Consider the following 25,715-nt stretch of genomic DNA (forward strand, 5'->3'; position numbering starts at 1 on the left):
GCGCTGCCGCGCGGCTTCCGGCGGGGGCGCGCCCGCTAGCTCGGCTGACAGCCCGGGCACCAGAAGAGGTTGCGGGCGGCGAGGTCGGCGGTGCGGATCTCGCCTCCGCAGAGGTGGCACGGCAGGTGGGCGCGGCGGTAGACGTACACCTCTCCGCCGTGGTCGTCCAGGCGCGGCGGGCGGTTCATCGCCTCGGGCGTGTGCTCGGGGCGGACCGTGTCGATGCGGTTGAGGCGGACGCCCTCGCGCATGAGCTCCACCAGGTCCGTCCAGATCGCGTCCCATTCCCGGCGCGTCAGGTCCTTGCCCGCGCGGTAGGGGTCGATGCCGTGCCGGAAGAGGACCTCGGCGCGGTAGACGTTGCCGACGCCGGCGATGACCTTCTGGTCCATGAGCAGGGCGGCGATCGTGGTGCGGGACTTCGAGACGCGGTGCCAGGCCCGGTCGGGGTCGTCGCCGTCGCGGAGCGGGTCCGGGCCGAGGCGGTCGTGTATCGCCCGCTTCTCGGCGTCCGTGATCAGCGCGCACGTGGTGGGGCCGCGGAGGTCGACGTACGACAGAGGGTTCGCGAGGCGCAGCCGGACCGTGTCGGTGGGCGGCGGGGCCGGCGCGTCGGTGGTGTCCCCGAAGGTCACCTTGCCGAAGAGGCCGAGGTGGATGTGCACCCAGCCCATGCCGGCGAAGCCGAGGAAGAGGTGCTTGCCGTGGGCCTCGGTGGTGTCGAGGACGGTGCCGTCGAGCAGTGCCGCGGAGTCCGTGAACCTGCCCTGCGGGCTGGTCACCCGCACGGACCGGCCGCCGAACCGTTCCCGGTGGTCGGCGGCCAGTCGGTGGATCGTGTGCCCCTCGGGCATCAGGCGGTCGGCTCCTGCGGGTGGTGCGCCGGGATCGGGGGGAGCTCGCCGGTGTTCTCGTACGCGGTGAGCATGTCGATCCGGCGGGTGTGACGCTCGTCACCGGTGTACGGGGTGCTGAGGAAGATCTCGACGAACTTGGTCGCCTCTTCCCGGGTGTGCATCCGGCCGCCGACGGAGATCACGTTGGCGTTGTTGTGCTCGCGGCCGAGGGCGGCGGTCTGCTCGCTCCAGGCGAGGGCGGCGCGCACCCCCTTCACCTTGTTCGCGGCGATCTGCTCGCCGTTGCCCGAACCGCCGATGACGATGCCCAGGCTGTCCGCGTCCGCGGCCGTCTTCTCGGCGGCGCGCAGGCAGAACGGCGGGTAGTCGTCCAGGGCGTCGTAGATGTGGGGACCGCAGTCGACGGGCTCGTGGCCGTGTGCCGTGAGCCACTCGACGAGGTGGTTCTTGAGTTCAAAGCCGGCGTGGTCGGAACCGATGTAGACGCGCATGAAACCGAGTGTGGCATGTCGGGGGCCGGGTAGGCGGCAGCGGGGTCGGGACCTTCATCCGGCCTGGTACGGACCTTCGACTCTCGCGAAGTGGTCCGCGCAACGATCCGGAATGAGGTCTTCCGATCACACCCGTTCCCGGTGTTCAATGCTCGGGCTCGCGATCCGAGCGCCCCCCACACGCAAGGAAGCGTTCATGAACACGCAACCGACCCTGACGAAGGACGGCGAGGAGACCGGTACCCCCGGGGCACCGCACTCCTCCGACGGTCTCAAGGCCGGTCTCAAGAACCGCCACCTGTCGATGATCGCCATCGGCGGCGTCATCGGTGCCGGTCTCTTCGTCGGCTCCGGCTCCGGCATCGCCGCCGCCGGCCCCGCGATCCTGCTCTCGTACGCTCTCGTCGGCGCCATGGTCGTCTTCGTGATGCGGATGCTCGGCGAGATGGCCGCCGCCCGGCCGTCCTCCGGCTCCTTCTCCGCCTACGCCGACCGCGCGCTCGGCCGCTGGGCCGGATTCAGCATCGGCTGGCTCTACTGGTTCTTCTGGGTCGTCGTGCTCGCCGTCGAGGCGACCGCGGGCGCCAAGATCCTGGAGAGCTGGATCCCGGCCGTCCCGCAGTGGGGCTGGGCGCTCATCGTGATGGTGGTGCTCACCGCCACCAACCTCGGCTCGGTCGCCTCCTACGGCGAGTTCGAGTTCTGGTTCGCCGGCATCAAGGTCGTCGCCATCGGCGCCTTCGTCGTCATCGGCATGCTCGCCGTCTTCGGCGTGCTGCCCGGCTCGGACAACCCGGGCGCCGGATTCGCGCACCTCACCGACAGCGGGGGCTTCTTCCCGATGGGTGCGGGAGCGATCCTCACCGGTGTGCTGATGGTCGTCTTCTCCTTCATGGGCAGCGAGATCGTCACCCTGGCCGCCGGCGAGTCGGAGAACCCGCAGAAGGCCGTCACCAAGGCCACCAACAGCGTCATCTGGCGCATCGGCGTCTTCTACCTGGGCTCGATCTTCATCGTCCTGACCCTGCTGCCGTGGAACGACAAGTCGATCGTCGAGAAGGGCTCGTACGTCGCCGCCCTCGACTCCATCGGCATCGCGCACGCCGGTCAGATCATGAACGTGATCGTCCTCACCGCCGTGCTCTCCTGCCTGAACTCGGGCCTCTACACCGCCTCCCGCATGGCCTTCTCGCTCGGCCGGCGCGGCGACGCGCCCAAGGCCTTCGCCAAGGTCAACAAGCGGGGCGTGCCGGTCGCGGCGATCCTCGGCTCGGTCGTCTTCGGCTTCGTCGCGGTCTTCTTCAACTACAAGTGGCCGGACACCGTCTTCGCGTTCCTGCTGAACTCCTCCGGCGCGGTCGCGCTCTTCGTCTGGCTGGTCATCTGTGTGACCCAGCTCCGGATGCGCGGCATCATCCTGCGCGAGACGCCGGAGAAGCTCGTCGTGAAGATGTGGCTCTTCCCGTACCTGACCTGGGCGACGATCGGCATGATCGTCTTCGTCCTCGGCTACATGCTCTACGACGGCGGCAGCGCCCGTGAGCAGGTCGTCCTCTCGCTGCTCGTGGCCGCGCTCGTGATCGTGATCGCGCTGGTCAAGGAGCGGTTCACGAAGGCCTCGACGGAGGCCGCCACGGAGGTCTCCGAGCGCGTCTAGCACCGGGGCACCCGCACGAGAGGGCCCGCCGTTCCCCGGGGAACGGCGGGCCCTCTTCGTCCGCGCCTCGTCCCGTGCGTACGGGACGAGGGCTCAGCCCTTGCGGCCGAGGAACTTCCACGCGGTCGGCAGGACGCCCATCGCGAGCGCCGCCTTGAGGGCGTCGCCGATGAGGAACGGGGTGAGGCCCGCCGCGACGGCCTGGCCGAAGGTCATGCCGGTCGCGAGCGCCAGGTACGGCACGCCGACCGCGTAGATGATCGCGGAGCCCAGCACCATCGCGCCGGCCGTGCGGAGCACCGAGCGGTCCGCGCCGCGGCTGGCGAGGGCGCCGACGACGGTCGAGGCGAGCAGCATGCCGAGGACGTAGCCGAACGACGGCATGCCGTAGCCCGAGGAGGCCTGCGCGAACCACGGCACGCCCGCCATGCCCGCCACCGCGTACAGGGCCAGGGCGAGGAAGCCGCGGCGGGCGCCGAGCACCGTGCCGACGAGCAGGGCGGCGAAGGTCTGGCCGGAGACCGGGACCGGCGAGCCGGGGACCGGGACGGAGAGCTGTGCGGCGAGGCCGGTGAGGGCGGCGCCGCCGAGGACCAGGGCGATGTCGCGGGTGCGGCTCGCCGGGAGCAGGTCGGCGAGGACGGTGCCCGCACGGAGGGAACGGACGGGGGCGGCGGCGGTGCTCATCGGTACTCCGCGGGGGTGAGGGTGGGTGGGACGCCTTGACGGTATGCCAGGAGTGAACGCTCGATCACCGTCAGCCGCCGACAAAGCGACGGCCGGCTGATTCGTTGAGATCGAACAAACCCTGCCGATCGCGCCTCTCGCCACGTGACGCTTGTCACTGGGAACTCGTGCGTTGAGGTCCCTTTTGCGCCAGGGGTCGTTCACTGGAGAGACTGTGGGGTCTCCATAAACCGTCAGAGAGCACGAGCCCCCACATGCACGACTCCCCCGCCTCCGAACCGGAGCCCCTCTCCCACGGTCTGAAGCAGCGTCACCTGACGATGCTGGGGCTCGGCGGGGTGATCGGCGCCGGGCTCTTCGTCGGCTCCGGCGCGGGCATCGCCGTCGCCGGGCCCGGCATCGTGGTCTCGTATCTGATCGCCGGCGCCCTCGCGATGCTGGTCATGCGGATGCTGGGTGAGATGTCGGCGGCGATGCCCGCCTCGGGGGCGTTCTCGGTGCACGCCGAGCGCGCGCTCGGCCGGTGGGCCGGTTTCTCGGTGGGCTGGCTGTACTGGTTCCTGCTCGTCGTCGTCCTCGCCGTGGAGGCGACGGGCGCGGCGCGGATCGCGAGCGGCTGGGTGCCCGGCGTCCCGCAGTGGGGCTGGGTGCTGATCTTCATGGTCGTGTTCACCCTGGCCAACCTCGCCGCCGTGAAGAACTTCGGCGAGTTCGAGTTCTGGTTCGCGGCGCTCAAGGTCGGCGCGATCGTCCTCTTCCTGGTGCTCGGCACGCTGGCGATCGTGGGCTGGCTGCCGGACACCGACCCGGTGGGGCTCGCGAACCTGACCGGGCAGGGCGGGTTCCTGCCGAACGGCTGGTCGGGCGTGATCTCCGGGGTTCTCGCCGTCGTCTTCGCCTTCGGCGGTCTGGAGGTCGTCACGATCGCGGCGGCCGAGTCCGACGACCCGGCGCGGAACGTGGCCCGGGCGGTGCGGAGCGCGGTCTGGCGGATCCTCCTCTTCTACGTGGGCTCGATGCTGGTCATCGTGACGCTGCTGCCCTGGACGTCGATGGAGCCCGGCGAGTCGCCGTACGTCGCCGTCCTGGACGCGATCGGGGTGCCCGCGGCGGGCCAGATCATGAACGTGGTGGTGTTCGTGGCGCTGCTCTCGGCGCTCAACGCCAATCTGTACGGCTCCTCGCGGATGGTGTTCTCGCTGGCCGAGCGCGGTGAGGCGCCGAAGGGGCTGCTGCGGGTCTCCGGCGGAGGGGTGCCGCGCCGGGCGGTGCTCGCCTCGGTGGCCTTCGGCTTCGTCTCCGTACTCCTGAATCTGAAGTGGCCGGATTCGGTGTTCCTCTACATGCTCAACGCCGTCGGCGCGGTGCTGCTCTTCGTCTGGGCGCTGATCGCGGTCTCGCAGCTGCGACTGCGTCGCAGGATCGAGCGCGAGGCCCCGGAGACGCTGACGCTGCGGATGTGGGGCTTCCCGTGGCTGACCTGGGTGGCGCTCGCCGCGATGGGCGCGGTCCTGGTCCTGATGCTCTCCGACGACGCGGCCCGGCCGCAGGTGCTGTGGTCGGGTGCGGCGACCGGGGCGGTGCTGCTGGTGGCCTGGGCACGGGAGCTGCGCACGAAGCGAGGTTAGATCTTCACCTTGTGTGAAGGTCGTGCCCGTATAGCGGACATCCGTTCCCTGTGAGCGGTGGTGGCCCACAGACTGTGGGCTCCCTCCCCCGTCTCAGCTAGTGAACAGGGCTCGCCCATGTCTCGGACCACCGCGCCCGCGCCGGCCGACCGCAAGGACGGCGCGACCGCGACCGCCGAAGGCCTCACCCACGGCCTCAAGCAGCGCCATCTCTCGATGATCGCCCTCGGCGGCGTCATCGGCGCCGGGCTCTTCGTCGGCTCCGGCGCCGGTATCGCCGCCGCGGGGCCCTCGATCGTGATCGCTTACGCGATCTCCGGCATCCTCGTGATGCTGGTGATGCGCATGCTCGGCGAGATGTCCGCGGCGAACCCGGCCTCCGGCTCGTTCTCCGTCCACGCCGAGCGGGCTCTCGGCCCCTGGGCCGGCTTCACCGCCGGCTGGGCCTTCTGGTTCCTGCTCTGCGTCGCCGTCGGTCTGGAGGGCATCGGCGCCGCGAAGATCATGACCGGCTGGTTCCCGGACAGCCCCGAGTGGGCCTGGGTCGCGCTCTTCATGCTGGTCTTCTGCGTGACCAACCTCGCGGCCGTGAAGAACTTCGGCGAGTTCGAGTTCTGGTTCGCCGCGCTCAAGGTCGGCGCGATCGTCCTCTTCCTCGGCATCGGCGTCCTCGCGATCGTCGGCGTCCTGCCCGGCACGGACGCCCCCGGCACCACCAACCTCACCGGCGACGGCGGCTTCTTCCCGCACGGCTCCGAGGGCCTGATCGTGGGTCTGCTGGCCTCCGTCTTCGCGTACGGCGGTCTGGAGACGGTCACCATCGCCGCGGCCGAGTCGGAGCACCCGGTGCAGGGCGTCGCCAAGGCGGTCCGTACGGCGATGTGGCGGATCGCGCTCTTCTACATCGGTTCGATGGCGGTCATCGTCACCCTCGTCCCGTGGGGCGACAAGGCGGTCGTCGAGAAGGGCCCGTACGTCGCGACCCTCGACCACCTGGGCATCCCTGCGGCCGGCCAGATCATGAACGTCGTCGTGCTCGTCGCCCTGCTGTCGGCGATGAACGCCAACATCTACGGCGCCTCCCGCATGGCCGGTTCGCTCGTCTCGCGCGGCCAGGGCCCGAAGGCGCTCGGCCGCACCTTCGGCGGGGTCCCCCGCCCTGCGGTGCTCGTCTCCTCCGTCTTCGGCTTCGCCTGCGTGCTGCTCAGCTACTGGCGTCCGGACGACATCTTCGTCTGGCTGCTCAACACGATCGGCGCGATCATCCTGGTCGTCTGGTTCTTCATCGCCGCCTCCCAGCTGGTGCTGCGCCGCCGTACCGAGCGCGAGGCGCCCGAGAAGCTGGTCGTGCGGATGTGGGCCTTCCCGGTGCTCACCTGGGTGGCGCTCGCCGGCATGGCGGCGATCTTCGTCCTGATGGCCCGCGAGGAGGGCACGCGGGTGCAGCTGTACTGGACCGGTGGCCTCACGCTGCTGCTCGCCGCCGTCGGCTTCGTGCGGCAGAGGCTGCGCGGGCCGGTGGCCGAGGAGTCCTGAGCCCGTACCGCCCGACCTGACACCGCGCCCCGTGGAGCCGACGCTCCACGGGGCGCCTTGCTGTGCCGCGCCGCTTGCGGGCGGGCTCCGCGCCGCGCACCTCCGTAGGTGTGAACGACCGGCCCCGGACCGGCCTAGGACCAAGGGCTGATCAACTACGACACGCACCTGCTGTTAGCCTGCACTTGCATACAGGTTGCAATAAGACGTCAGGTGAGGGGCTCGGCAATGGCGATCTACACACTTCCGGAGCTGCCGTACGACTACGCGGCGCTGGAGCCGGTGATCAATCCGCAGATCATCGAGCTGCACCACGACAAGCACCACGCCGCGTACGTCAAGGGCGCGAACGACACCCTGGAGCAGCTCGAGGAGGCGCGCGACAAGGACCAGTGGGGCGCGATCAACGGCCTGGAGAAGAACCTGGCCTTCCACCTCTCCGGCCACATCCTCCACTCCATCTACTGGAACAACATGGACAGCCCGAAGGACGGGGGCGGCGGCGAGCCGCTGGCCGCCGATGGCGTCGGTGACCTCGCGGACGCGATCACCGAGTCCTTCGGCTCCTTCGCGAAGTTCAAGGCCCAGCTGACCAAGGCCGCCGCGACCACCCAGGGCTCCGGCTGGGGCGTCCTCGCGTACGAGCCGATCAGCGGCCGGCTCATCGTCGAGCAGGTCTACGACCACCAGGGCAACGTCGGCCAGGGCTCGGTCCCGGTTCTGGTCTTCGACGCCTGGGAGCACGCCTTCTACCTGCAGTACAAGAACCAGAAGGTGGACTTCATCGAGGCCATGTGGCAGGTCGTCAACTGGCAGGACGTGAGCAGGCGCTACCACGCCGCCAAGGCCTCCGTACCGCTGATCTCCTTCTGAGGGCCTGAGCCCGGCCGGCTCCCTCCGACGTCCCACTCGTGATCGTCTTCTCAACCTTCACGTGCGGGCGGATGAAAGAAGAACCCCCGTGATGACGTGAATCACGGGGGTTCTTCCATGGGCCGGAGCGGCCGCGCGGACTACGTGAAGCTGGGGTCCGCCGTCCGCGTGCGCTTGATCTCGTAGAAGCCCGGCGTCGAGGCCACGAGCAGGGTGCCGTCCCACAGCCGGGCCGCCGCCTCGCCGCGCGGGGTCGGGGTGACGACGGGCCCGAAGAAGGCCACCTCGTCGCCGTCGGCGCCCGGCACCGCGATGACCGGGGTGCCGACGTCCTGGCCGACCTTCTCTATGCCCTCCGTGTGGGAGGCGCGCAGCTCGGCGTCGTAGGTGTCCTTGTCCGCGTACTCGACCAGGTCCTCCGGCAGGCCGACGTCGCTCAGGGCGCCGGCGATCGCCTCGCGGGTCGGGCCCTCGCCGTTGTTGTGGAAGCGGGTGCCGAGCGCGGTGTAGAGCTTGCCGACGACCTCGTCGCCGTGCAGCTGCTGGGCGGCGACGACGACCCGGACGGGGCCCCAGGCCTGGGTCTCCAGCATCTCCCGGTACTCGGCGGGGACCTCGTCGAGGCGGTTCTCGTTGAGCACGGCCAGGCTCATGACCTTCCACCGCACGTCGACCGGGCGGACCTGCTCCACCTCCAGCATCCAGCGGGAGGTCATCCAGGCCCACGGGCACAGCGGGTCGAAGTAGAAGTCGGCGGTGGTCCTGCTCTCGGACATGTCACTCCTCGGTACGCCGTGGCGAAAAGAAAGGCGGAAAGACGACGGTGGTGCGCCGAAAGGAGGGAACCCCCGAACGCCCGACGGCATTCCCGTGTCCCGGGTGACAGCCGCACATGGGAAGATCGGTGCTGTTTCGAACGTGCCACGAAGGAGTGACCGTGCCCGGTGAGAACCTGTCCCGCGACGAGGCCCACGAGCGGGCGGAGCTGCTGTCCGTCGACGGGTACGAGGTCGTCCTCGACCTGCGCTCGGCGGTCGGCGACTCGGCCGAGGCCGTGCGCACCTTCCGCTCGGAGACGACGGTCCGCTTCCGCCGCACCGGCGAGGGCACGAGCACGTTCGTGGATCTGATCGCCCCGTCCGTGTCCGCCGTCACCCTCAACGGGCGCTCCCTCGACCCGGCGGTCGTGTTCGACGGCTCGCGGATCGCGCTCGACGGTCTGGCCGACGAGAACACCCTCGTGGTGGACGCGCAGTGCGCCTACAGCCGGACCGGCGAGGGCATGCACCGCTTCGTCGACCCGGAGGACGGCGAGGTCTACCTCTACACGCAGTACGAGCCGGCCGACGCCCGCCGGGTGTACGCCACCTTCGAGCAGCCCGACCTCAAGGCCCCGTACCGCTTCGCGGTGACCGCGCCCGAGGGCTGGACGGTCTGGTCGAACGGCGCGGGCGAACGGGACGCCGAGGGCGTGTGGCGGTTCGCCGAGACGGCGCCGGTCTCCACGTACATCACCTGTGTCGTGGCGGGCCCGTACCACTACGTCACGGACTCGTACACGCGGACGCTGGCCGACGGCACCGAGCTGGAGATCCCGCTCGGCGCGATGTGCCGCAAGGGGCTCGCCAAGCACTTCGACGCGGACGACGTCTTCCTGGTCACCAAGCAGGGCTTCGACTTCTTCCACGACAACTTCGACTACCCGTACCCCTTCGGGAAGTACGACCAGGCCTTCGTCCCCGAGTACAACCTCGGCGCGATGGAGAACCCGGGCATGGTGACCTTCCGCGAGGAGTACATCTACCGGGGCAAGGTGACGCAGGCGGCGTACGAGCGCCGGGCGAACGTCATCCTGCACGAGATGGCGCACATGTGGTTCGGCGACCTCGTCACCATGGTGTGGTGGGACGACCTGTGGCTGAAGGAGTCCTTCGCGGACTTCATGGGCTCCTTCTCGCTCGCCGAGGCGACCCGCTTCACCAACAGCTGGGTGACCTTCGCCAACAACCGCAAGGCCTGGGCGTACCGCGCCGACCAGCTGCCGTCCACGCACCCGATCACGGCCGACATCCGTGACCTGGAGGACGCCAAGCTCAACTTCGACGGCATCACCTACGCCAAGGGCGCGTCGGTGCTCAAGCAGCTCGTCGCGTACGCCGGCCGGGACGCGTTCCTGGAGGGCGCGCGCCGCTACTTCAAGCGCCACGCCTACGGGAACACGCGGCTCGCCGACCTCCTCACGATCCTGGAGGAGACCTCCGGCCGTGACATGAGGGCCTGGGCGAAGTCCTGGCTCCAGACCTCCGGCGTGAACACCCTGACGCCGGCCGTCACCTACGACGCCGAGGGCCGGATCACCGAGCTCGCGGTCCTCCAGGAGGGCGACGAGCTGCGCCCGCACCGCGCAGCCGTCGGCCTCTACCGGCTCTCCGACGGGCAGCTCGTCCGGTACGCGCGTGCCGAGGCCGACATCACCGGCGCCCGGACCGTCGTCGCCGACCTGGCCGGCGCGGAGAGGCCCGACCTGGTCCTCGTCAACGACGACGACCTCACGTACTGCAAGGTCCGGTTCGACGAGGGCTCGCTCGCCACGCTGCGCGCGCACCTCGGCGACATCACCGACCCGCTGGCCCGTGCCCTGTGCTGGTCGGCGCTGTGGAACCTCACCCGCGACGCCCTGATGCCCGCCCGGGACTTCGTCTCCGTCGTCCTCGCCTTCGCGGGCCGCGAGACCGACATCGGCGTCCTGCAGATGGTGCACGCCTGGGGCAAGGCGGCGGTCACCCACTACGCGGCCCCCGCGTGGCGCGAGGAGGGCGGGCGGCTGCTGGCCGAGGGCGCCCTGCGCGAGCTGCGGGTGGCCGAGCCGGGCAGCGAGCACCAGCTGACCTGGGCGCGGTTCTTCGCCGCGACGGCCTCGTCCGACGCCGACTTCCAGCTCCTGGAGGGGCTGCTCGACGGCACGGCGAAGATCGACGGTCTCGACGTCGACCAGGAGCTGCGCTGGTCGCTGCTCTCGCCGCTCGCCGCGCACGGCGACGCGGACGAGACGCGGATCGGCGAGGAGCTGAGCCGGGACGACACGGCGACGGGCAAGCGCCACCAGGTCCGGCTGCTGGCCTCGCGGCCGTCGGCGGCCGTCAAGGCGCAGGCCTGGGCGCAGGTCGTCGAGTCGGACACCCTGTCGAACGCGCTCGTCGAGGCGACGATCGCGGGCTTCACGCAGCCCTCGCAGCGCGAACTGATCGCCCCTTACGCGGAGAAGTACTTCGCGGTGATCGAGCGGCTGTGGGCCGAGCGGTCGATCCAGATCGGCATGGACGTCGTCCGGGGCCTGTTCCCGGGGCTCCAGGACGACGAGGCGACGCTGGACGCGACGGACGCCTGGCTGACGGCGCACGAGGCTGCCGCGCCGGCGCTGCGCCGGCTGGTCCTCGAATCGCGGGACGACCTGGCACGCGCGCTGCGGGCGCAGGACCGCGACCGCCTCGCGGGCTGACGCCCCAGGAAGGCCCGGTGGGGGCCGCGGACTCCGGTCCGCGGCCCCCACGGGGCCGTCCGGACCACGGCGCGGTCCTCATCGGGCCTTCCGGGTCCGGGCGCGCCCCTCATCGGCACTCGAACGCGCGTACTTTAGGACGGGCTTGTCCTCAATTGTCGACGAGCGTGTAACAGGGGTTAGGGCGGCCTTCGGGAGCGGAAGACCCCCGGCATGAACCACAACACCCCCATCACCCCCCGCCCCCTCCCCCTCTCCCCCCACACCGGCCGGGCACAACGTCTCGCCTCCGCCGACCAGTTGAGGGCCCAGGGCATCCCCGCCGGCGAGGTCGCCGCACACTGCCGGCCGGGTGCCTGGCAGCAGCTCCTTCCCGGTGTCTTCCTGCTCCAGGCGGGGCCGCCCACCAGCGAGGACCGGCTCCACGCCGCGCTTCTCTACGCCCGCAGGAGCGGGGCCGTCCCCCCGCAGGGTCCCGACGCGATGATCACCGGACTCGCCGCGCTGGCCCTGCACCGCTTCGCCTCCGCTCCCCCGCTCACCGCCCTGGACCGGATCGACGTCCTCGTCCCCCGCACCCGGCGGCTGCGCTCCACCGGCTGGGTGCGGGTGGTGCGCGCCACCGAGTCCCCCGAGCCGGTGCAGCTGACGGGTGTGCCCGTCGCCCCGGTCGCCCGCGCCGTCGCCGACGCGGTGTCCGGGCTCCCGGACGCGGAGACGGTACGCGGCCTGCTCACCGAGGCGGTGCGCGGCGGACACTGCGAACCGGGTGCGGTGGTACGTGAGTTGAGCCGCGCCCGGCTCCTCACCCGGCCGCACGTGGTGGACGCGGTGGACACGCTGCTCGCCGAGGGGCGCTCGCTCTCCGAGGAGCGGCTGTACGAGATGGTGCGGGAGTTCGCCCTGCCGGACCCGGTGTGGAACGTGGACCTGCGGCTGCCCGGCGGCCCGCACCTGGGCGGGGTGGACGCCTACTGGCCCGACCAGGCAGTCGCCGTCGAGCTGGACACCCGGGCGCCGCGGCAGGACGAGGACGCGCTCTGGTCCGAGTACACCCGCAAGCGGGAGCATCTGGAGCGGCTCGGCATCACGGTCGTCCACCTCACCCCGCGCAAGCTGCGCGAGGCGATGGACCAGCAGGCCACCGTGGTGCGGACGGCCCTGATGGCCGCGTCCGACCGGCAGCCCGCCGCGTATGTCGTCGTCCTGCCGCGGTGAGGGGTCAGCTCTTCGGCGTGACGCCGCAGAACTCGGCCTCCAGCACGGCGGTGCTGTCACCCGTCCAGTCGGCGTTGAAGTTCATGGCGAGGGAGTGCCCGCCGTCGCGGGTGGCGTGGGCCTCGGAGGAGGAACCGTGGATGCCGCCGCCGTGACCCCAGATCTCCTTTCCGCAGCTCAGCTTCTGCTTCATCAGCCCGAGCCCGTACCCGGTCCCGGGGAGTTCGGGCGACACCTGGACGGTGGTGGTCATCTCCTTCAGTTCGGCCTTCGGAAGCAGTCGGCCCTTGAGCAGGGCGCGGTAGAAGGTCTGGAGGTCGTTGGAGTCGGAGATCATCTCGCCGGCCGCGTAGGCGATGGTGGGGCTCAGCCGGCTGACGTCGTGGACCGGCGCGCCCGGGTCGGCGGAGAGCGTGGACCAGGCCGGGGAGCTCGGCCTCGGCATCCGCACATCGGTGCCGGGGACGCTCGTGGCGCGGAGCTTGAGCGGCTTGATGATGCGGTTCTCGACCGCCTTGCCGTAGGGACGTCCGGTGACCTTCTCGATCACCATCCCGGCGAGCACGTAGTTGGTGTTGGAGTAGTTCCAGTCGGTGCCGGGGGCGAAGTCCGGGGCATGGGTCATGGCGATGTCGACGAGCCGGCGCGGGGTCCACCGGTCGTAGCGGTGCTCCAGGAAGCCGGGGCCGAAGATCTTCTCCTGGAAGCCGGGGTCGGAGGTGACGCTGTAGACCCCGCTGGTGTGGTTGAGCAGCTGGCGGACGGTGATCCTGCGGCCGTCGTGGCCGTTGCCCCGGACGACACCGGGGAGCCACTTCTCGACCGGGTCGTCGAGGTCGAGCCGGCCCTCGGCCTGGAGCTGGAGGAGGACGGTGGCGGTGAAGGTCTTGGTGATGGATCCGACGCGGAAGCGGTCGTCGCCGCCGCGCTCGCCGGCCGTGCCGGTCCAGTCGCCGCGGCCGTCCCGCGCCTGGGCGACGGCACCGGGCACCCCCGCGTCGACGGCGGCCTGCAGCGCCGCGCGGGTGGCGGTGTGGTCACGCGCCGGGGCCGTCGGAGCGGACGCCGCCAGGGCCGGGGTGGCGAGCGCCGTGGCGGTGAGTCCGGCGACCAGGACGGCTGCGAGGACGGTGCGGGTCGTGCGTACGGCTGACATGCGGGCTCCCCTGAGACTCTGCCGCGGTGCGTGTACTGCGGTCGGCGGTGAGGACCGCGGGGCACTGCGGGAGGGTTGAGCGGGGTCGCACCGGTTGAGCGGTTTCCGGCCGATCTTCCGCCGTACGTCCGGTCCTCGGCCGTACGGTCCTCCGGTCCTCAGGTCATCGAGGGATCCGCGAGCCGGGAGCGGCCGGCCGGGGGCCGCTCCCGCCACAGGTCGAGGCCGATGTCGACGAGGCCGACGCGGGGCAGGCCGGGAACGGTGTCGAGGGGGTGCCAGGCGGCCAGGTCGGTGGAACCGCCGGTCTCGTTGCGCAGCGCGCCGCCGGTGATCCGGGCCTCGTAGACGATCCGGAGGCCCTGGAAGTCTCCGGGGCCCCCGAGGCGGCGCAGCCAGCCGCGGCGGATGGAGTCGATACCGAGGAGGGCGGTGGGCTCGGCGAGATAGCCCGTCTCCTCCTCCACCTCGCGGACCACGGTGGCCACGGGCTCCTCGCCGTGGTCCATGCCGCCGCCCGGCAGCGTCCACCGCTTGGTGCCGTCCTTCGCCACCCATCGGGCCAGCAGCAGCTGTCCGTCCCGTACGCACACGGCGTAGGCCGCCACCCTCAACTCCTGCTTCATGGAAAGAGGTTAGAACCAGTACGCGGGGTACGTCCGGCCGGTGACACGGGCGGCTCCGAGGCCGACGGCGACGAGCAGGAGGCAGGCGAGCGCGAGAAGGCCGAGAAACGACCAGAAGGGAGGCGCGGTGAGGGCGACGATCACGGCGGTGGCGGCGGCGGGCGAGTGCGGGGTCCGGGCCAGCGTCATCACGCCCAGGGCGAGACCGCCGGCGACGGCGGCGCCCCAGAGGCCGGGCCCGGCCACGGTCAGCACGGCGAAGCCGGTGAGGGCGGAGAGCAGCTGGCCGCCGACGACCGAGCGCGGCTGGGACAGCGGCAGGTCGGGGGCGCCGGCGACCAGGGCCATGCTCGCGGCGAGCGGCGGGACGAGCAGGGGCTGATCGAGCGCGGTCCCGACGGCGACCAGGAGGAGCAGGGCGGCGACGCTCCCCGCGGTGGAGCCGAGGAGGATCCGGGGCCGGGGGCGCGGGGGCGGGCCGGGGCGTCGGGGCGGGACCGCGGCTGCCGCCGGAATCGCGGAGGGGGCGGTTCCGGCGGCGGTCCCGGTCTCGGTCTCGGTCTCGGTCTCGGTGGGCAGGGTGTTCTCGGGGGCCGGGGTGGTGGTCACGGAGCGGTCCTCGGGGTCGGGTCGGCGGGTGGACGGGAGCGTGGGGCAGCGGGCCGGGGCGGGTCCGAGGGCCGCGCCGGTGGGGCGTGCCGTCAGGCCGCGGCCGGGTTGGCCGGGGAGTACTCCGGGGGCGACCAGCGCAGCGGGCTGCCGGCCGGGGTCTCGGCGGTGCGCTCGACACGGAAGCGGACGACGCGTCCCCCGGGGCCGTACTCGGTGTGGGCGAGACCGCTGAGCTGCAGGGTCGCCCCGGTCTCCCAGTCGAGGAAGAGCAGCCCCGCGCGCCCGTCGGACTCCAGGTTCCCCAGGGTCAGGAACATCGCGTTGCCCGGGTAGTCGCGCCAGCTGAGCTCGCGGGGCCCGTCGGCCCGGACGAACCCGGGGTTGCCCCCGCGATGGCTGGTGTCGACCCCGTCGGACGCGACGCTGGCCACGAAGAAGGTGTCCGCCGCCCGGACGTGGCGCAGCTGGGCGGGGGTGAGCTCCTCGCCGTGCCGGACGGTGCCGGTTCCGGGACGGGTGGGATCGGAGCCGTACCACTCTCTCTTCTGGAGGTATTTCGGGCAGTTGGAGAACACCTGCTCGGCCTCGATCGTGAAGCCGCGCGCGCTGGGGCGGGCGGTGCCGTTGAGGCGCATGCGGCGGCGGGTGCGGGGGTCGAGGGCGAGGGTGCCGACGGGCGTGCCGTCGGGGGTGATCGCGTCGGCGAGCGGGTCGTACGCGGGGACGCCGCCGGCGACGGAGACGGTGTGCGGGCCGGTGGCGCGGGTGAAGCCGGGCGCGCCGGTGAGCAGGCTCGCCCAGACGCGGCCGCCGTGGTCCGCCGCGCCGATCATCAGCATCGGCTGGGCCTCCAGGAAGGCGGCGGCGACGGGGCGGATGCCGGGGGTGATGGAGCGGGCCACGTGTTCGGCCGACTCCCGCACGCCGACGCGGGCCTGGACCGCCCGGGAGCCTCGGTGGTAGGCGGGCGGCACGGGGTGCGGGGTATGGGCTCGCATGGCGGTTCCTCCTTGGGGTGCGGGTCCGTTCCTGGTGCGACCGACCTCTTCGAGCTAACCTCTCAATTCCACTTTAGTGGTTAGTCACGACGAGCGTCAACCGCTCACGTACTCTTGAGGGGTTAGTTCAATCGAGAAGGGTTCCCGTCATGACCGCGATCGACCCACGGCCGCTCGTCGGCGAGCCCGTCGCCCTCGACCTGCTCAACACCCGCTGGAACGAGGACGGCGTCCGGCAGGACCTGCTCGCCGGGGTCGAGGGGCTCACCGTCTGGCTCGCCGCCAACGGGCTCGACGAGCGGTTCACCGCCGACGCCACCACCCTGCGCCACACCCTCACCGCCCGGGACGCGCTCGCCGCGCTCGTCGACCACCCCGGCGACCCCGCCGCCACCGCCCGCCTCGACGCCGTCCTCGGCCACGGCCGCATCCGGGCCACCCTCACCGCCGAGGGCCCCGGCGAGCGGCCCGAGTTCGCCGACCCCGCCTGGGGCCCCGGCTGGACCGCCGCCCGCGACTACCTCGACCTGCTGCGCACCGCCCCCGACCGGATCCGGGCCTGCGCCCACGAGGCGTGCATCCTGCACTTCTTCGACACCTCGCGGAACGGCACCCGCCGCTGGTGCTCGATGGCGATCTGCGGCAACCGCGCCAAGGCCTCCCGCCACTACGCGCGCACGAAGGAGAGCTGACCCTCGTTCGTCCCGTCCCTTGGACAATGGATTGGACAAGGCGACCCGGGACATACGCATCATGGACCGGCAGCAACCTGCACATACGTACGGAGGAGTCCCCGTGAAGGTCGGAATCGTCGGAGCCACCGGTCAGGTCGGCACAGTCATGCGCAGCATCCTGGCCGAGCGGAGCTTCCCCCTCGACGAGCTGCGGCTCTTCGCCTCCGCCCGCTCCGCCGGCACCGTCGTGGACGGCGTCACGGTCGAGGACGCCTCCACCGCCGACTACACCGGCCTGGACATCGTCCTCTTCTCCGCCGGCGGCGCCACCTCCCGCGCCCTCGCCGAGAAGGTCGCCTCCCAGGGCGCCGTCGTGATCGACAACTCCTCCGCCTGGCGCGGCGACCCCGAGGTCCCGCTGGTGGTCTCCGAGGTCAACGCGCACGCGATCAAGGACCGCCCCAAGGGCATCATCGCCAACCCGAACTGCACCACGATGGCCGCGATGCCGGTCCTCAAGCCGCTCCACCAGGAGGCCGGCCTCACCGCGCTGATCGCCACCACCTACCAGGCCGTGTCCGGCTCGGGCGTGGCCGGTGTCGCCGAGCTGCGCGACCAGGCGTGCGCCGTGGCCGAGACCGCCGACCGGCTGGCCTTCGACGGCGAGGCCGTCGCGTTCCCCGAGCCCACCGTCTACAAGCGCCCGATCGCGTTCAACGTGGTCCCGCTGGCCGGCTCCCTCGTCGACGACGGCTCCTTCGAGACCGACGAGGAGCAGAAGCTCCGCAACGAGTCCCGCAAGATCCTGGAGATCCCCGGCCTCAAGGTCTCCGGCACCTGCGTGCGCGTCCCGGTCTTCTCCGGCCACTCCCTCCAGGTGAACGTCCGCTTCGACCGCCCGATCAGCGTCGAGCGCGCCTACGAGCTGCTCAAGGACGCCGAGGGCGTCGTGCTCTCCGAGATCCCGACCCCGCTCCAGGCGGCCGGCAAGGACGCCTCGTACGTGGGCCGCATCCGCGTGGACGAGACCGTCGAGAACGGTCTCGCGCTCTTCCTCTCCAACGACAACCTGCGCAAGGGCGCGGCGCTGAACGCCGTGCAGATCGCGGAGCTGGTCGCGGCCGAGCTCAAGGGCGCCTGACACCCCGGAACGGTACGAGGGCGGTCATCCGGGGACGGGTGACCGCCCTCGTGCGTTCGCCGCGGGAAACGCCCCGTGTTCGCCCTGGGAAATGTCTCGTGCGCTGCCGACACACCCCGTGGAAGGATGGGCCAAACATCACAAAACCGAGGAGTTGACCGGGTGCCTGGCACAAACCTGACCCGTGAAGAGGCGCAGCAGCGGGCGGCGCTGCTCACCGTGGACGCGTACGAGGTCGAACTCGACCTCTCCGGTGCGCAGGAGGGCGGCACCTACCGGTCCGTCACCACCGTCCGCTTCGATTCCGCCGAGGCCGGTGCCTCGACCTTCATCGACCTCGTCGCCCCCGCCGTCCACGAGGTCGTGCTGAACGGCCACTCGCTGGACGTCGCCGCCGTCTTCCGCGACTCGCGGATCGCGCTGGCCCACCTCGTCGCGGGCCGCAACGAGCTGAAGGTCGTCGCCGACTGCGCGTACACCAACACCGGTGAGGGTCTGCACCGCTTCGTCGACCCTGTCGACGACCAGGCGTATCTCTACACCCAGTTCGAGGTGCCGGACGCGCGTCGCGTCTTCGCCTCGTTCGAGCAGCCCGACCTCAAGGCGACCTTCCAGTTCACCGTGAAGGCGCCGACGGGCTGGAAGGTCATCTCCAACTCGCCGACCCCGGAGCCCAAGGACGACCTCTGGGTCTTCGAGCCGACGCCGCGGATCTCCACGTACATCACCGCGCTGATCGTCGGCCCGTACCACTCGGTGCACTCCTCGTACGAGAAGGACGGGCAGAGCGTCCCGCTCGGCATCTACTGCCGTCCGTCGCTCGCCGAGTTCCTCGACGCGGACCACATCTTCGACGTCACGCGCCAGGGCTTCGACTGGTTCCAGGAGAAGTTCGCGTACGACTACCCGTTCGCGAAGTACGACCAGCTCTTCGTGCCGGAGTTCAACGCGGGCGCCATGGAGAACGCGGGTGCGGTCACCATCCGCGACCAGTACGTCTTCCGCTCCAAGGTGACGGACGCCGCGTACGAGCGGCGCGCCGAGACGATCCTGCACGAGCTCGCCCACATGTGGTTCGGCGACCTCGTGACGATGGAGTGGTGGAACGACCTCTGGCTGAACGAGTCGTTCGCCACCTACACCTCCGTCGCCTGCCAGGCCTCGGTGGCCGGCACCCGCTGGCCCAACGCCTGGACGACCTTCGCCAACGCGGAGAAGACCTGGGCCTACCGCCAGGACCAGCTGCCCTCCACGCACCCGATCATGGCCGAGATCAACGACCTGGAGGACGTGCTCGTCAACTTCGACGGGATCACGTACGCCAAGGGCGCCTCGGTCCTGAAGCAGCTCGTCGCCTACGTCGGCCAGGACGAGTTCTTCAAGGGCGTCCAGGCCTACTTCCAGGCCCACGCCTTCGGCAACACCCGCCTCTCCGACCTCCTCGGCGCGCTGGAGGAGACCTCCGGGCGCGACCTCAAGACCTGGTCGAAGGCGTGGCTGGAGACGGCCGGCATCAACATCCTCCGCCCGGAGATCGAGACCGACGAGAGCGGCTCGATCACCTCCTTCGCCGTCAAGCAGGAGGCGCCCGCGCTCCCCGCCGGCGCCAAGGGCGAGGCCGTGCTGCGCCCGCACCGGATCGCGATCGGCTTCTACGACCTCGACGCGGCGGGCAAGCTGGTCCGCACCGAGCGCCTCGAACTCGACATCGAGGCCGCCGGGCTGACGGCCGTCCCGCAGCTCGTGGGCAAGGCCCGTCCGGCGGTCGTCCTCCTCAACGACGACGACCTGTCGTACGCCAAGGTCCGCCTCGACGAGGTGTCCCTGAAGAACGTCACCGCGCACCTCGGCGACTTCGCCGAGTCCCTGCCCCGCGCCCTGTGCTGGGCCTCGGCCTGGGACATGACCCGCGACGGCGAGCTGGCCACCCGCGACTACCTGGAGCTCGTGCTCTCCGGTGTCGCCAAGGAGTCCGACATCGGCGTCGTCCAGTCGCTCCAGGGCCAGGTCAAGGCCGCCCTGGAGATGTACGCGGCGCCGGAGTGGCGCGAGGCCGGGCTGGCCCGCTGGACCGAGGCCACCCTCGCGCACCTGCAGGCGTCCGCGCCCGCGAGCGACCACCAGCTGGCGTGGGCGCGCGCCTTCGCGGCGACCGCCCGCACCCCGCAGCAGCTGGACCTGCTCGCGGCCCTCCTGGAGGGCCGCGAGAGCGTCGAGGGTCTGGCGGTCGACACCGAGCTGCGCTGGGCGTTCGTCCAGCGGCTCGCGGCCACCGGCGTCTACGACGAGTCGGAGATCGCGGGCGAGCTGGAGCGCGACCGCACCGCGGCGGGCGAGCGCCACGCGGCCACCGCGCGCGCGGCCCGCCCGACGGAGGCGGCGAAGGCGGAGGCCTGGGCTTCGGTCGTCGAGGACGACAAGCTGACGAACGCCGTGCAGGAGGCCGTGATCGGCGGCTTCGTGCAGGCCGACCAGCGCGAGCTGCTCGCCCCGTACACGGCGAAGTACTTCGCGTCGGTCAAGGGCGTCTCGGAGACGCGCAGCCACGAGATCGTCCAGCAGATCGTGGTCGGTCTCTACCCGAGCCTCCAGGTGTCGCAGGAGACCCTGGACGCGACGGACGCCTGGATCGCCGAGCACGACCCGGCCCCGGCGCTGCGCCGTCTGGTGACGGAGAGCCGCGCGGGCGTCGAGCGTGCGCTCCGGGCGCGGGCGGCGGACGCGGCGGCGGCGAAGTAGGCACCCCGCGGAAGCAGGGGGCCCCGGACCGTGCCGGTCCGGGGCCCCTTCGGCGTATCGGCGCTCCGCCGGTCCGGCACGCGCGGACCGGCGGAGGACCGGCCGTGAGGTCCGCCCGGCGGGCGGGCGTCGGCGCGCTGCCGCTCCGCCGGGCGGAAGTGCGGGGACGGGGCCGCGCTCAGCCGCCGAGCGCCGTGAACCGGGCGCGCAGGTCGGCCGCGCCCTGCTCGGTCAGCGCCCCGTGCAGCCGCATCCGGGCGACGCCGCCGTCGGGGAAGGCGTCGAGGCGGACATGGGTGACGACGGCCTGGGCGGGCAGCTTGAAGCGGTGCAGGGTGTCGGGCTGGAGCCTGGTGCGGGGGATGATCTCGAACCACTCCGCGCCGCCGGAGGGATCGCCGTTGCATCCCTGGAGGGCGACCCAGCCGGCCGAGTTGCCCTTGAGGTAGGCGGTGTCGATCTCGACGGCGCGGACGGCGCCCTGCGCGGCGAGCCGGAAGCGCACCCAGTCGTTGGTGCCGCGCACCCGGCGGCGGCGGTTCTCCCAGCCGTCGTCCATCTTGCGGGAGGTGCCGGGCAGGATGATCTGGGTCGGCGAGGAGTAGAACCTGTCCGAGGCGTCCTCGTACGAACCGCCGTTGAGTACGGAGATCAGGTCGAGGGTGCCGAGGAGCTCCAGCCACTCGGGGTCGGGCACGACCTCGCCGTGGACGCGGAGGCGGGCGATGCCGCCGTCGGGGTGCTGGCAGACGCGGAGATGGGTCCAGCGGCGCTCGGCGGTGACGGTGAAGCCGTTCGCGGCGTGGCCCCGGACGGGGGTCGGCGGCACGAGCTCCTCCCACGGGGCTTCCAGCAGCTCCGCGGGGCTCGGCGTGCCCTCCACCGAGGTGGCCTGGATGCTCACGCGCTGCGGGTAGTTGCCGCGGAAGTGGGCGGTGTCGACGATGATCCCGCGGATCACGCCGGGGGCGCCGAGGCGGACGATCGCCCAGTCGTGGTCCCCCGGGGCGGGGAAGACGTTCTCGGCGTCGGCGCCGCGGCGGCGACGTGTCTCCCAGCCGTCCATGATCTTGCCCTTGTGACCGAAGTGCTCGGGGTCGAAGACGGCCCGCTCACGGACGAGGAGGTTCTCCCGCTCGGCGAAGAACTCGTCGTTCGCGGCGACGACGCCGGCGCCGAGACGCCGGTCGGCGAGGTCGACCAGCTCGGTGAAGGAGAAGTCACCGGTCCGGTAGTCGGCGTACGGGTCGCCACCGGAGTACGGGGCGGCGTCGTTGGCGTGCGGGTCCTGGTCCTGGCTCGTCTCGAAGGTCATGCGTCGACTGTGCGCCCCGGGACCTGGTGGGTCCATCGAATGTTTTCGATGGACATCTTCAGTTCTGCTGAACGATGGAGCGGTGCGACCGGGTGCGCGGCGACAGGGGTCGGCCCGTCCTGCACAGCGCGAGGGGTCAGCCCCGCCGCACGGCGCGAGGGGTCAGCCCTGCTGGACGGTCTCCCGTTGGGCGGCCGCCTGCCGGAGCGCCCCCAGCACCCGTGCCACCGCCGGCCCCTCCTCCGCCCCGCGTCGTACCGCCGCGACGACATGGCGGCGCGGCTGGTCGGCGGCGAGGACGCGCATCACGACCCCGGCACCGCCCCGGCGTTCCGCGGAGGCCATCCGGGGGACCAGGGCGATCCCCATCCCGGCCTCGACCATGGCGAGGATCGCGGTCCAGCCGGAAGCGCTGTGGGCCTGCTCGGGCACGAAGCCGGCGGCCTCGCAGGCGGCGGTGGTGATCTCCGACCAGGGGCCCGAGCCGCCGAAGATCCAGGGCTCGGCGGCGAGGTCGGCGAGCCGCAGGCCGGGCGCGTCGGCATGCGGGTGCCCGGCGGGCAGGGCCACGTCGAGGGGGTCGGCGAGCAGCGGGACCCGGCTGAACTTGGGATCGCGCGCGGAGGGCGCGTGGGCGGCGAGCGAGAGCGCCAGATCCACCTCTCCGGCCGAGAGCAGCTCGTACGCCTCCGCCGCCTCGGCCTCCCGGATCCGGACGTCGAGCCCGGGGTGCGCGGCGCGCAGTTGCCGTACCGCGGGCACGACGAGCGCGGGCACGGCCGTGGAGAACGCCGCGACCCGCACCTCTCCGGCCTCGCCCCGCAGATAGCCGTCGAGTTCGGCGTCGGCGCGCTCCAGCTGGGCGAAGACCACCTCCGCGTGCCGCAGCACCAGGTGGGCGGCGTCGGTGAGCCGGACACGGCGGCCCTGGGCCTCGAGGACCCGGACGCCGAGCTGCTTGGCGAGGTTGGTGAGCTGCTGCGACACGGCCGAGGGGGTCATGAGCAGCGCCTCCGCGGTGGCGGTGACGGTGCCGCGGTCCCGGAGAGTGCGGAGGATCTGGAGCTTCTTGATGTCCCACTCGGTCATGGGGCGCAACCTACCGGGCGGAGCTGAGGGCCACTCCGCCGAGGATGAGCGCCATGCAGGCCACGCCGAGGGCGCCGAGCCGTTCGCCGAGCAGGGCGTACGAGAGGAGGGCGACGCAGACCGGCTGGAGGTAGTAGACGATCCCGGCGCGGGCGGCGCCGATGAGGGCGACGGCCCTGTTCCAGGCGAAGAAGGCGACGGCGGAGGAGCCGACGCCCACATAGAGCAGGGGGCCGACGGTGGCGACGCCCGCGGTGAACCCGCCCTGGACGGCGAGGGAGACGGCGTACGCGGGGGCGAGCATCAGCGCGCCGAGCAGGAAGGTGACGAAGAGGAAGGCGAGTCCGCCGATCTCCGGGGGCCTGCGCTTGAGCAGGGCGCTGTACGAGGCGAAGGACAGGGCCGCGGCGAACATCCACAGGTCGCCCGCCCCGAGGTCGACGGCGAGGGAGTCCTTTCCGACGAGCAGCAGGACGCCGACGACGGCCGCCAGCATGCCGAGGACGCGGCGGGTGCCGAGGCGTTCGCCGCCGATCCGGGACCAGACCGCCATGATCACCGGGGAGGCGGCCATGATCATGCCCATGTTGGTGGCGGAGGTGGTCAGTCCGGCCTGGTGCACCAGGGTGTTGTAGAGCGCGACGCCGAAGAGCGAGGCGAGCGCGACGAATCCGAAGTGCCGGCGGATCGCCTTCCGCTGCCGCCAGAACGGGCGGGCGGCGATCGGGGCGACGGCGACGAGGGCGATGATCCAGCGCCAGAAGACGGCCTGCACGGGTGGCACCGAGTCGGCCATGTCGCGGGTGGCGACGAAGCTGCCGGACCAGACGACGGTGGCGAGCAGGGCGAGGAGCACGCCGAAGCCGGCGCCTCGGGCGGGCGCCGGCTTCCGGGTGACGTCGGGGGTCGGGTGGCGTGCGGTGATCAGGCTCATGGGGCCTACCGTCGCACTCCCGAACCTTCCAGGTCCATCGAAACTTCCTGACCATTCTTTTCAGTTGAACTGAATGTTTCCGCGCCCGACTCGACGACCGGCCCGGCCTCCACGACGGGCCCGGCCTCCACGACGGGCCCGGCCTCCTTCGGGGCCCGGGGGCTCAGCTGGCCGGCCAGGGTGGCGCCGAAGGCGATCGCCATGCCGAGCAGCTGCACCGCGCCGAGTGCCTGACCGAGCGCCACCCAGCCGATGATCGCGGCGGTGATGGGCGAGAGCGGGCCGAGGAGGGTGGCGGAGGAGGCGCTGAGCCGCTCGATGCCGCGGAACCAGAGGAAGTACGAGATCGCGGTGTTGCCGAAGGCGAGGTAGGCGTACCCGGCCAGGTTGGTGCCGGTCAGGGCCGGCGGGGCGCCCTCGATCAGGAAGGCGATCGGCAGGATGATCAGACCGCCCGCGGTGAGCTGCCAGCCGGTGAGCGCGAGGGCGCCGACGCCCTCGGGGCGGCCCCAGCGCTTGGTGAAGACGATGCCGGCCGACATCGACAGCGACGAGAGCAGTCCGGCGAGCACGCCGACGGTGTCGAACGCGGCCCCGGCCTTCAGGACCACGAGGCTGACGCCGAAGGCGGCGGCGACGGCGGTGAGCAGGGTCTTCACCGTGGGCCTCTCGCCGAGGAACAGGGCGGCGAGGCCGACGACGAAGAGCGGGCCGACGGAGCCGACGACGGCGGCGACGCCGCCGGGGAGCCGGTAGGCGGCGAGGAAGAGCAGCGGGAAGAAGGCGCCGATGTTGAGGGCCCCGAGGACGGCGGACTTCCACCACCAGGCCCCCTGCGGGAGCTTGCGGGTGAGCGCCAGGATGAGGAGTCCGGCGGGCAGGGCGCGCATCAGACCGGTGAAGAGCGGGCGGTCGGGCGGCAGGAACTCCGTGGTGACGAAGTAGGTGGAGCCCCAGGAGATCGGGGCCAGGGCGGTCAGTGCGACGACGGCTGCCTTGCGGGACATGACGGTCTCCCCCTCGCTGCGGATGCCGTTCCGGGTGGACCGGACTGGCTTGGCGGTAATTAACTTACCACTAAGCTACTTACTTGCAAGTGACTTTCTTGCCATCGAGTCACGTGGAAGGGGAGACTGCCCGCATGGACACGAAGACCCCCGGCCCCGCCCACGACGCCGTCGACGCCATCACCGACCAGTGGGCGGCGGTCCGCCCCGACCTGGACACCGTGCCGATGGCCGTCTTCGGGCGGATCTACCGGCTCGCGAACGCCATGCGCGGCCGGGTGGACAAGGCGTACGCGCCCTACGGCCTGGCGCTCGGGGAGTTCGACGTGCTCGCGACCCTCCGCCGCTCCGGGGAGCCGTACACGCTGTCACCGCGCGAGCTGACGGCGACGCTGATGATCACCACCGGCGGGATGACCGGCCGGCTGGACAAGCTGGAGAAGGCGGGGCTCGTCACCCGCAGCCCCGATCCGCACGACCGGCGCGGACTGCGGGTCACGCTCACCGAGCACGGCCGGGAACTGGTGGACCAGTCCGTCACGGCCGGTCTCGCGCAGCAGCGGGCGGCCCTGGAGGGCGCGCTCGACGAGGAGGAGGCGGCGCAGCTGGCCGGGCTTCTGCGCAAGCTGCTGGCGACGACCGCCTAGGGGGTGTCACGCGCGGCTCTCCCGCGCGTCCACGCACGCGAGGGCGCCGCACGGTACGTCGTACCGTGCGGCGCCCTCGGCGGAGCGGAGGAGGAGGCGGTCAGGCCTTCTTGGACTTGTCGAGCACCATCACGAGCCCGGTGATCACCAGGAACAGCACCAGCGGTGCGGCCACGAACAGGCCGATGGTCTCGATGACCGACAGCTTGGGGGCCGGGTCGTCGCCGTCGTCGCGGGTGAGCGCGAGCGCGGGGGACGACATGAGCAGCATCATCAGCGTCGTACCGGCCGCGAGCGAGCCGGCGCGCAGTGCGTTCTTCTTGTCCACGGT

23 protein-coding genes are annotated in these 25,715 nt (G+C 71.7%); 10 read left to right on the plus strand and 13 right to left on the minus strand.

Annotation, left to right across the window (positions count from 1 at the left end):
• Positions 1 to 35: 35 nt before the first annotated feature.
• Together OG392_RS12950 and OG392_RS12955 are read right to left on the minus strand one after the other, a co-directional pair.
• Entirely contained in the window at positions 36 to 854 is an 819-nt protein-coding gene (locus OG392_RS12950; protein ID WP_329278778.1) for an Fpg/Nei family DNA glycosylase, read from the minus strand.
• Entirely contained in the window at positions 854 to 1,348 is a 495-nt protein-coding gene (locus OG392_RS12955; protein ID WP_329278780.1) for a ribose-5-phosphate isomerase, read from the minus strand. The genes OG392_RS12950 and OG392_RS12955 overlap by 1 nt, the downstream gene beginning before the upstream one ends.
• A gap of 196 nt (positions 1,349 to 1,544) precedes the next feature.
• Between OG392_RS12955 and OG392_RS12960 the strand changes: the two genes are divergently transcribed.
• Positions 1,545 to 3,005 carry an amino acid permease gene (locus OG392_RS12960; protein ID WP_329278782.1) on the plus strand — a complete coding sequence of 487 codons (1,461 nt, stop codon included), beginning with the start codon at positions 1,545 to 1,547 and terminating at the stop codon, positions 3,003 to 3,005.
• A 93-nt stretch (positions 3,006 to 3,098) separates the two neighbouring features.
• Here the strand turns inward: OG392_RS12960 and OG392_RS12965 are convergent, their stop codons facing one another.
• Complete coding sequence (locus OG392_RS12965) at positions 3,099 to 3,692, minus strand: biotin transporter BioY (protein WP_329278785.1); 594 nt, start codon at positions 3,690 to 3,692, stop codon at positions 3,099 to 3,101.
• Positions 3,693 to 3,946: 254 nt separating this feature from the next.
• On the opposite strand from OG392_RS12965, the gene OG392_RS12970 reads away from it, so the two are divergent.
• The 3 genes from OG392_RS12970 (at position 3,947) to OG392_RS12980 (ending at position 7,729) form a co-directional block, all read left to right on the plus strand.
• Positions 3,947 to 5,320: an amino acid permease gene (locus OG392_RS12970; protein WP_329278787.1), complete on the plus strand. Its 1,374-nt coding sequence runs from the start codon at positions 3,947 to 3,949 to the stop codon at positions 5,318 to 5,320.
• A gap of 117 nt (positions 5,321 to 5,437) precedes the next feature.
• Complete coding sequence (locus OG392_RS12975) at positions 5,438 to 6,856, plus strand: amino acid permease (RefSeq protein WP_329278790.1); 1,419 nt, start codon at positions 5,438 to 5,440, stop codon at positions 6,854 to 6,856.
• A gap of 228 nt (positions 6,857 to 7,084) precedes the next feature.
• Positions 7,085 to 7,729: a superoxide dismutase gene (locus tag OG392_RS12980; RefSeq protein ID WP_329278792.1), complete on the plus strand. Its 645-nt coding sequence runs from the start codon at positions 7,085 to 7,087 to the stop codon at positions 7,727 to 7,729.
• 140 nt (positions 7,730 to 7,869) lie between these two features.
• On the opposite strand, the gene OG392_RS12985 is transcribed toward OG392_RS12980, so the two are convergent.
• Positions 7,870 to 8,505, minus strand: coding sequence for a mycothiol-dependent nitroreductase Rv2466c family protein (locus OG392_RS12985; RefSeq protein WP_329278794.1), 636 nt, complete (start codon positions 8,503 to 8,505; stop codon positions 7,870 to 7,872).
• Positions 8,506 to 8,666: 161 nt separating this feature from the next.
• Here OG392_RS12985 and pepN (OG392_RS12990) point away from each other — a divergent pair, with 161 nt between their 5' ends.
• On the plus strand, positions 8,667 to 11,228 hold the full coding sequence (gene pepN, locus OG392_RS12990; RefSeq protein WP_329278796.1) for an aminopeptidase N: 2,562 nt from the start codon (positions 8,667 to 8,669) through the stop codon (positions 11,226 to 11,228).
• 213 nt (positions 11,229 to 11,441) lie between these two features.
• Complete coding sequence (locus OG392_RS12995; protein WP_329278798.1) at positions 11,442 to 12,446, plus strand: hypothetical protein; 1,005 nt, start codon at positions 11,442 to 11,444, stop codon at positions 12,444 to 12,446.
• A gap of 4 nt (positions 12,447 to 12,450) precedes the next feature.
• On the opposite strand, the gene OG392_RS13000 is transcribed toward OG392_RS12995, so the two are convergent.
• The 4 genes from OG392_RS13000 to OG392_RS13015 all read right to left on the minus strand — a co-directional run bounded on the left by OG392_RS13000 (position 12,451) and on the right by OG392_RS13015 (position 15,838).
• A complete protein-coding gene (locus OG392_RS13000; protein ID WP_329278800.1) occupies positions 12,451 to 13,602 on the minus strand; it encodes a serine hydrolase domain-containing protein in 1,152 nt (383 codons plus the stop codon).
• A 158-nt stretch (positions 13,603 to 13,760) separates the two neighbouring features.
• On the minus strand, positions 13,761 to 14,228 hold the full coding sequence (locus OG392_RS13005) for an NUDIX hydrolase (protein ID WP_329278802.1): 468 nt from the start codon (positions 14,226 to 14,228) through the stop codon (positions 13,761 to 13,763).
• A gap of 9 nt (positions 14,229 to 14,237) precedes the next feature.
• Positions 14,238 to 14,837, minus strand: coding sequence for an HPP family protein (locus OG392_RS13010; protein ID WP_443054764.1), 600 nt, complete (start codon positions 14,835 to 14,837; stop codon positions 14,238 to 14,240).
• 92 nt (positions 14,838 to 14,929) lie between these two features.
• On the minus strand, positions 14,930 to 15,838 hold the full coding sequence (locus tag OG392_RS13015; protein WP_329278804.1) for a pyridoxamine 5'-phosphate oxidase family protein: 909 nt from the start codon (positions 15,836 to 15,838) through the stop codon (positions 14,930 to 14,932).
• A 149-nt stretch (positions 15,839 to 15,987) separates the two neighbouring features.
• Between OG392_RS13015 and OG392_RS13020 the strand changes: the two genes are divergently transcribed.
• The 3 genes from OG392_RS13020 (at position 15,988) to pepN (OG392_RS13030) (ending at position 20,392) form a co-directional block, all read left to right on the plus strand.
• Positions 15,988 to 16,530: a CGNR zinc finger domain-containing protein gene (locus OG392_RS13020; protein WP_329278806.1), complete on the plus strand. Its 543-nt coding sequence runs from the start codon at positions 15,988 to 15,990 to the stop codon at positions 16,528 to 16,530.
• A gap of 103 nt (positions 16,531 to 16,633) precedes the next feature.
• Positions 16,634 to 17,653, plus strand: a complete 1,020-nt coding sequence (locus tag OG392_RS13025) for an aspartate-semialdehyde dehydrogenase (RefSeq protein ID WP_329278808.1) — start codon at positions 16,634 to 16,636, stop codon at positions 17,651 to 17,653.
• Between the two features lie 162 nt (positions 17,654 to 17,815).
• Complete coding sequence (pepN, locus tag OG392_RS13030) at positions 17,816 to 20,392, plus strand: aminopeptidase N (protein ID WP_329278809.1); 2,577 nt, start codon at positions 17,816 to 17,818, stop codon at positions 20,390 to 20,392.
• A gap of 178 nt (positions 20,393 to 20,570) precedes the next feature.
• Here the strand turns inward: pepN (OG392_RS13030) and alc are convergent, their stop codons facing one another.
• The 4 genes from alc to OG392_RS13050 form a co-directional block, all read right to left on the minus strand.
• A complete protein-coding gene (gene alc / locus OG392_RS13035) occupies positions 20,571 to 21,707 on the minus strand; it encodes an allantoicase (RefSeq protein ID WP_329278811.1) in 1,137 nt (378 codons plus the stop codon).
• 162 nt (positions 21,708 to 21,869) lie between these two features.
• Positions 21,870 to 22,796, minus strand: a complete 927-nt coding sequence (locus OG392_RS13040; RefSeq protein ID WP_329278813.1) for a LysR family transcriptional regulator — start codon at positions 22,794 to 22,796, stop codon at positions 21,870 to 21,872.
• A 10-nt stretch (positions 22,797 to 22,806) separates the two neighbouring features.
• Positions 22,807 to 23,730 carry a DMT family transporter gene (locus tag OG392_RS13045; protein ID WP_329278815.1) on the minus strand — a complete coding sequence of 308 codons (924 nt, stop codon included), beginning with the start codon at positions 23,728 to 23,730 and terminating at the stop codon, positions 22,807 to 22,809.
• 5 nt (positions 23,731 to 23,735) lie between these two features.
• Positions 23,736 to 24,737, minus strand: a complete 1,002-nt coding sequence (locus tag OG392_RS13050) for an EamA family transporter (protein ID WP_329278817.1) — start codon at positions 24,735 to 24,737, stop codon at positions 23,736 to 23,738.
• A 134-nt stretch (positions 24,738 to 24,871) separates the two neighbouring features.
• Between OG392_RS13050 and OG392_RS13055 the strand changes: the two genes are divergently transcribed.
• A complete protein-coding gene (locus tag OG392_RS13055; RefSeq protein WP_329278819.1) occupies positions 24,872 to 25,384 on the plus strand; it encodes a MarR family winged helix-turn-helix transcriptional regulator in 513 nt (170 codons plus the stop codon).
• A gap of 100 nt (positions 25,385 to 25,484) precedes the next feature.
• Here OG392_RS13055 and OG392_RS13060 read toward each other — a convergent pair whose 3' ends face one another.
• Positions 25,485 to 25,712, minus strand: coding sequence for a hypothetical protein (locus tag OG392_RS13060; RefSeq protein WP_329278821.1), 228 nt, complete (start codon positions 25,710 to 25,712; stop codon positions 25,485 to 25,487).
• Positions 25,713 to 25,715: the final 3 nt, after the last annotated feature.

The sequence above is a fragment of the Streptomyces sp. NBC_00691 genome (assembly GCF_036226665.1).
Classification (GTDB): Bacteria; Actinomycetota; Actinomycetes; order Streptomycetales; family Streptomycetaceae; genus Streptomyces.

Excerpts from the sequence above, each read along its gene's own strand:
- OG392_RS12950 (WP_329278778.1), bottom strand. The coding sequence starts at position 854 with ATGCCCGAGGGGCACACGATCCACCGACTGGCCGCCGACCACCGGGAA.
- OG392_RS12955 (WP_329278780.1), bottom strand. The coding sequence starts at position 1,348 with ATGCGCGTCTACATCGGTTCCGACCACGCCGGCTTTGAACTCAAGAAC.
- OG392_RS12960 (WP_329278782.1), top strand. The coding sequence starts at position 1,545 with ATGAACACGCAACCGACCCTGACGAAGGACGGCGAGGAGACCGGTACC.
- OG392_RS12965 (WP_329278785.1), bottom strand. The coding sequence starts at position 3,692 with ATGAGCACCGCCGCCGCCCCCGTCCGTTCCCTCCGTGCGGGCACCGTC.
- OG392_RS12970 (WP_329278787.1), top strand. The coding sequence starts at position 3,947 with ATGCACGACTCCCCCGCCTCCGAACCGGAGCCCCTCTCCCACGGTCTG.
- OG392_RS12975 (WP_329278790.1), top strand. The coding sequence starts at position 5,438 with ATGTCTCGGACCACCGCGCCCGCGCCGGCCGACCGCAAGGACGGCGCG.
- OG392_RS12980 (WP_329278792.1), top strand. The coding sequence starts at position 7,085 with ATGGCGATCTACACACTTCCGGAGCTGCCGTACGACTACGCGGCGCTG.
- OG392_RS12985 (WP_329278794.1), bottom strand. The coding sequence starts at position 8,505 with ATGTCCGAGAGCAGGACCACCGCCGACTTCTACTTCGACCCGCTGTGC.
- OG392_RS12995 (WP_329278798.1), top strand. The coding sequence starts at position 11,442 with ATGAACCACAACACCCCCATCACCCCCCGCCCCCTCCCCCTCTCCCCC.
- OG392_RS13000 (WP_329278800.1), bottom strand. The coding sequence starts at position 13,602 with ATGTCAGCCGTACGCACGACCCGCACCGTCCTCGCAGCCGTCCTGGTC.
- OG392_RS13005 (WP_329278802.1), bottom strand. The coding sequence starts at position 14,228 with ATGAAGCAGGAGTTGAGGGTGGCGGCCTACGCCGTGTGCGTACGGGAC.
- OG392_RS13015 (WP_329278804.1), bottom strand. The coding sequence starts at position 15,838 with ATGCGAGCCCATACCCCGCACCCCGTGCCGCCCGCCTACCACCGAGGC.
- OG392_RS13020 (WP_329278806.1), top strand. The coding sequence starts at position 15,988 with ATGACCGCGATCGACCCACGGCCGCTCGTCGGCGAGCCCGTCGCCCTC.
- alc (WP_329278811.1), bottom strand. The coding sequence starts at position 21,707 with ATGACCTTCGAGACGAGCCAGGACCAGGACCCGCACGCCAACGACGCC.
- OG392_RS13040 (WP_329278813.1), bottom strand. The coding sequence starts at position 22,796 with ATGACCGAGTGGGACATCAAGAAGCTCCAGATCCTCCGCACTCTCCGG.
- OG392_RS13045 (WP_329278815.1), bottom strand. The coding sequence starts at position 23,730 with ATGAGCCTGATCACCGCACGCCACCCGACCCCCGACGTCACCCGGAAG.
- OG392_RS13050 (WP_329278817.1), bottom strand. The coding sequence starts at position 24,737 with ATGTCCCGCAAGGCAGCCGTCGTCGCACTGACCGCCCTGGCCCCGATC.
- OG392_RS13055 (WP_329278819.1), top strand. The coding sequence starts at position 24,872 with ATGGACACGAAGACCCCCGGCCCCGCCCACGACGCCGTCGACGCCATC.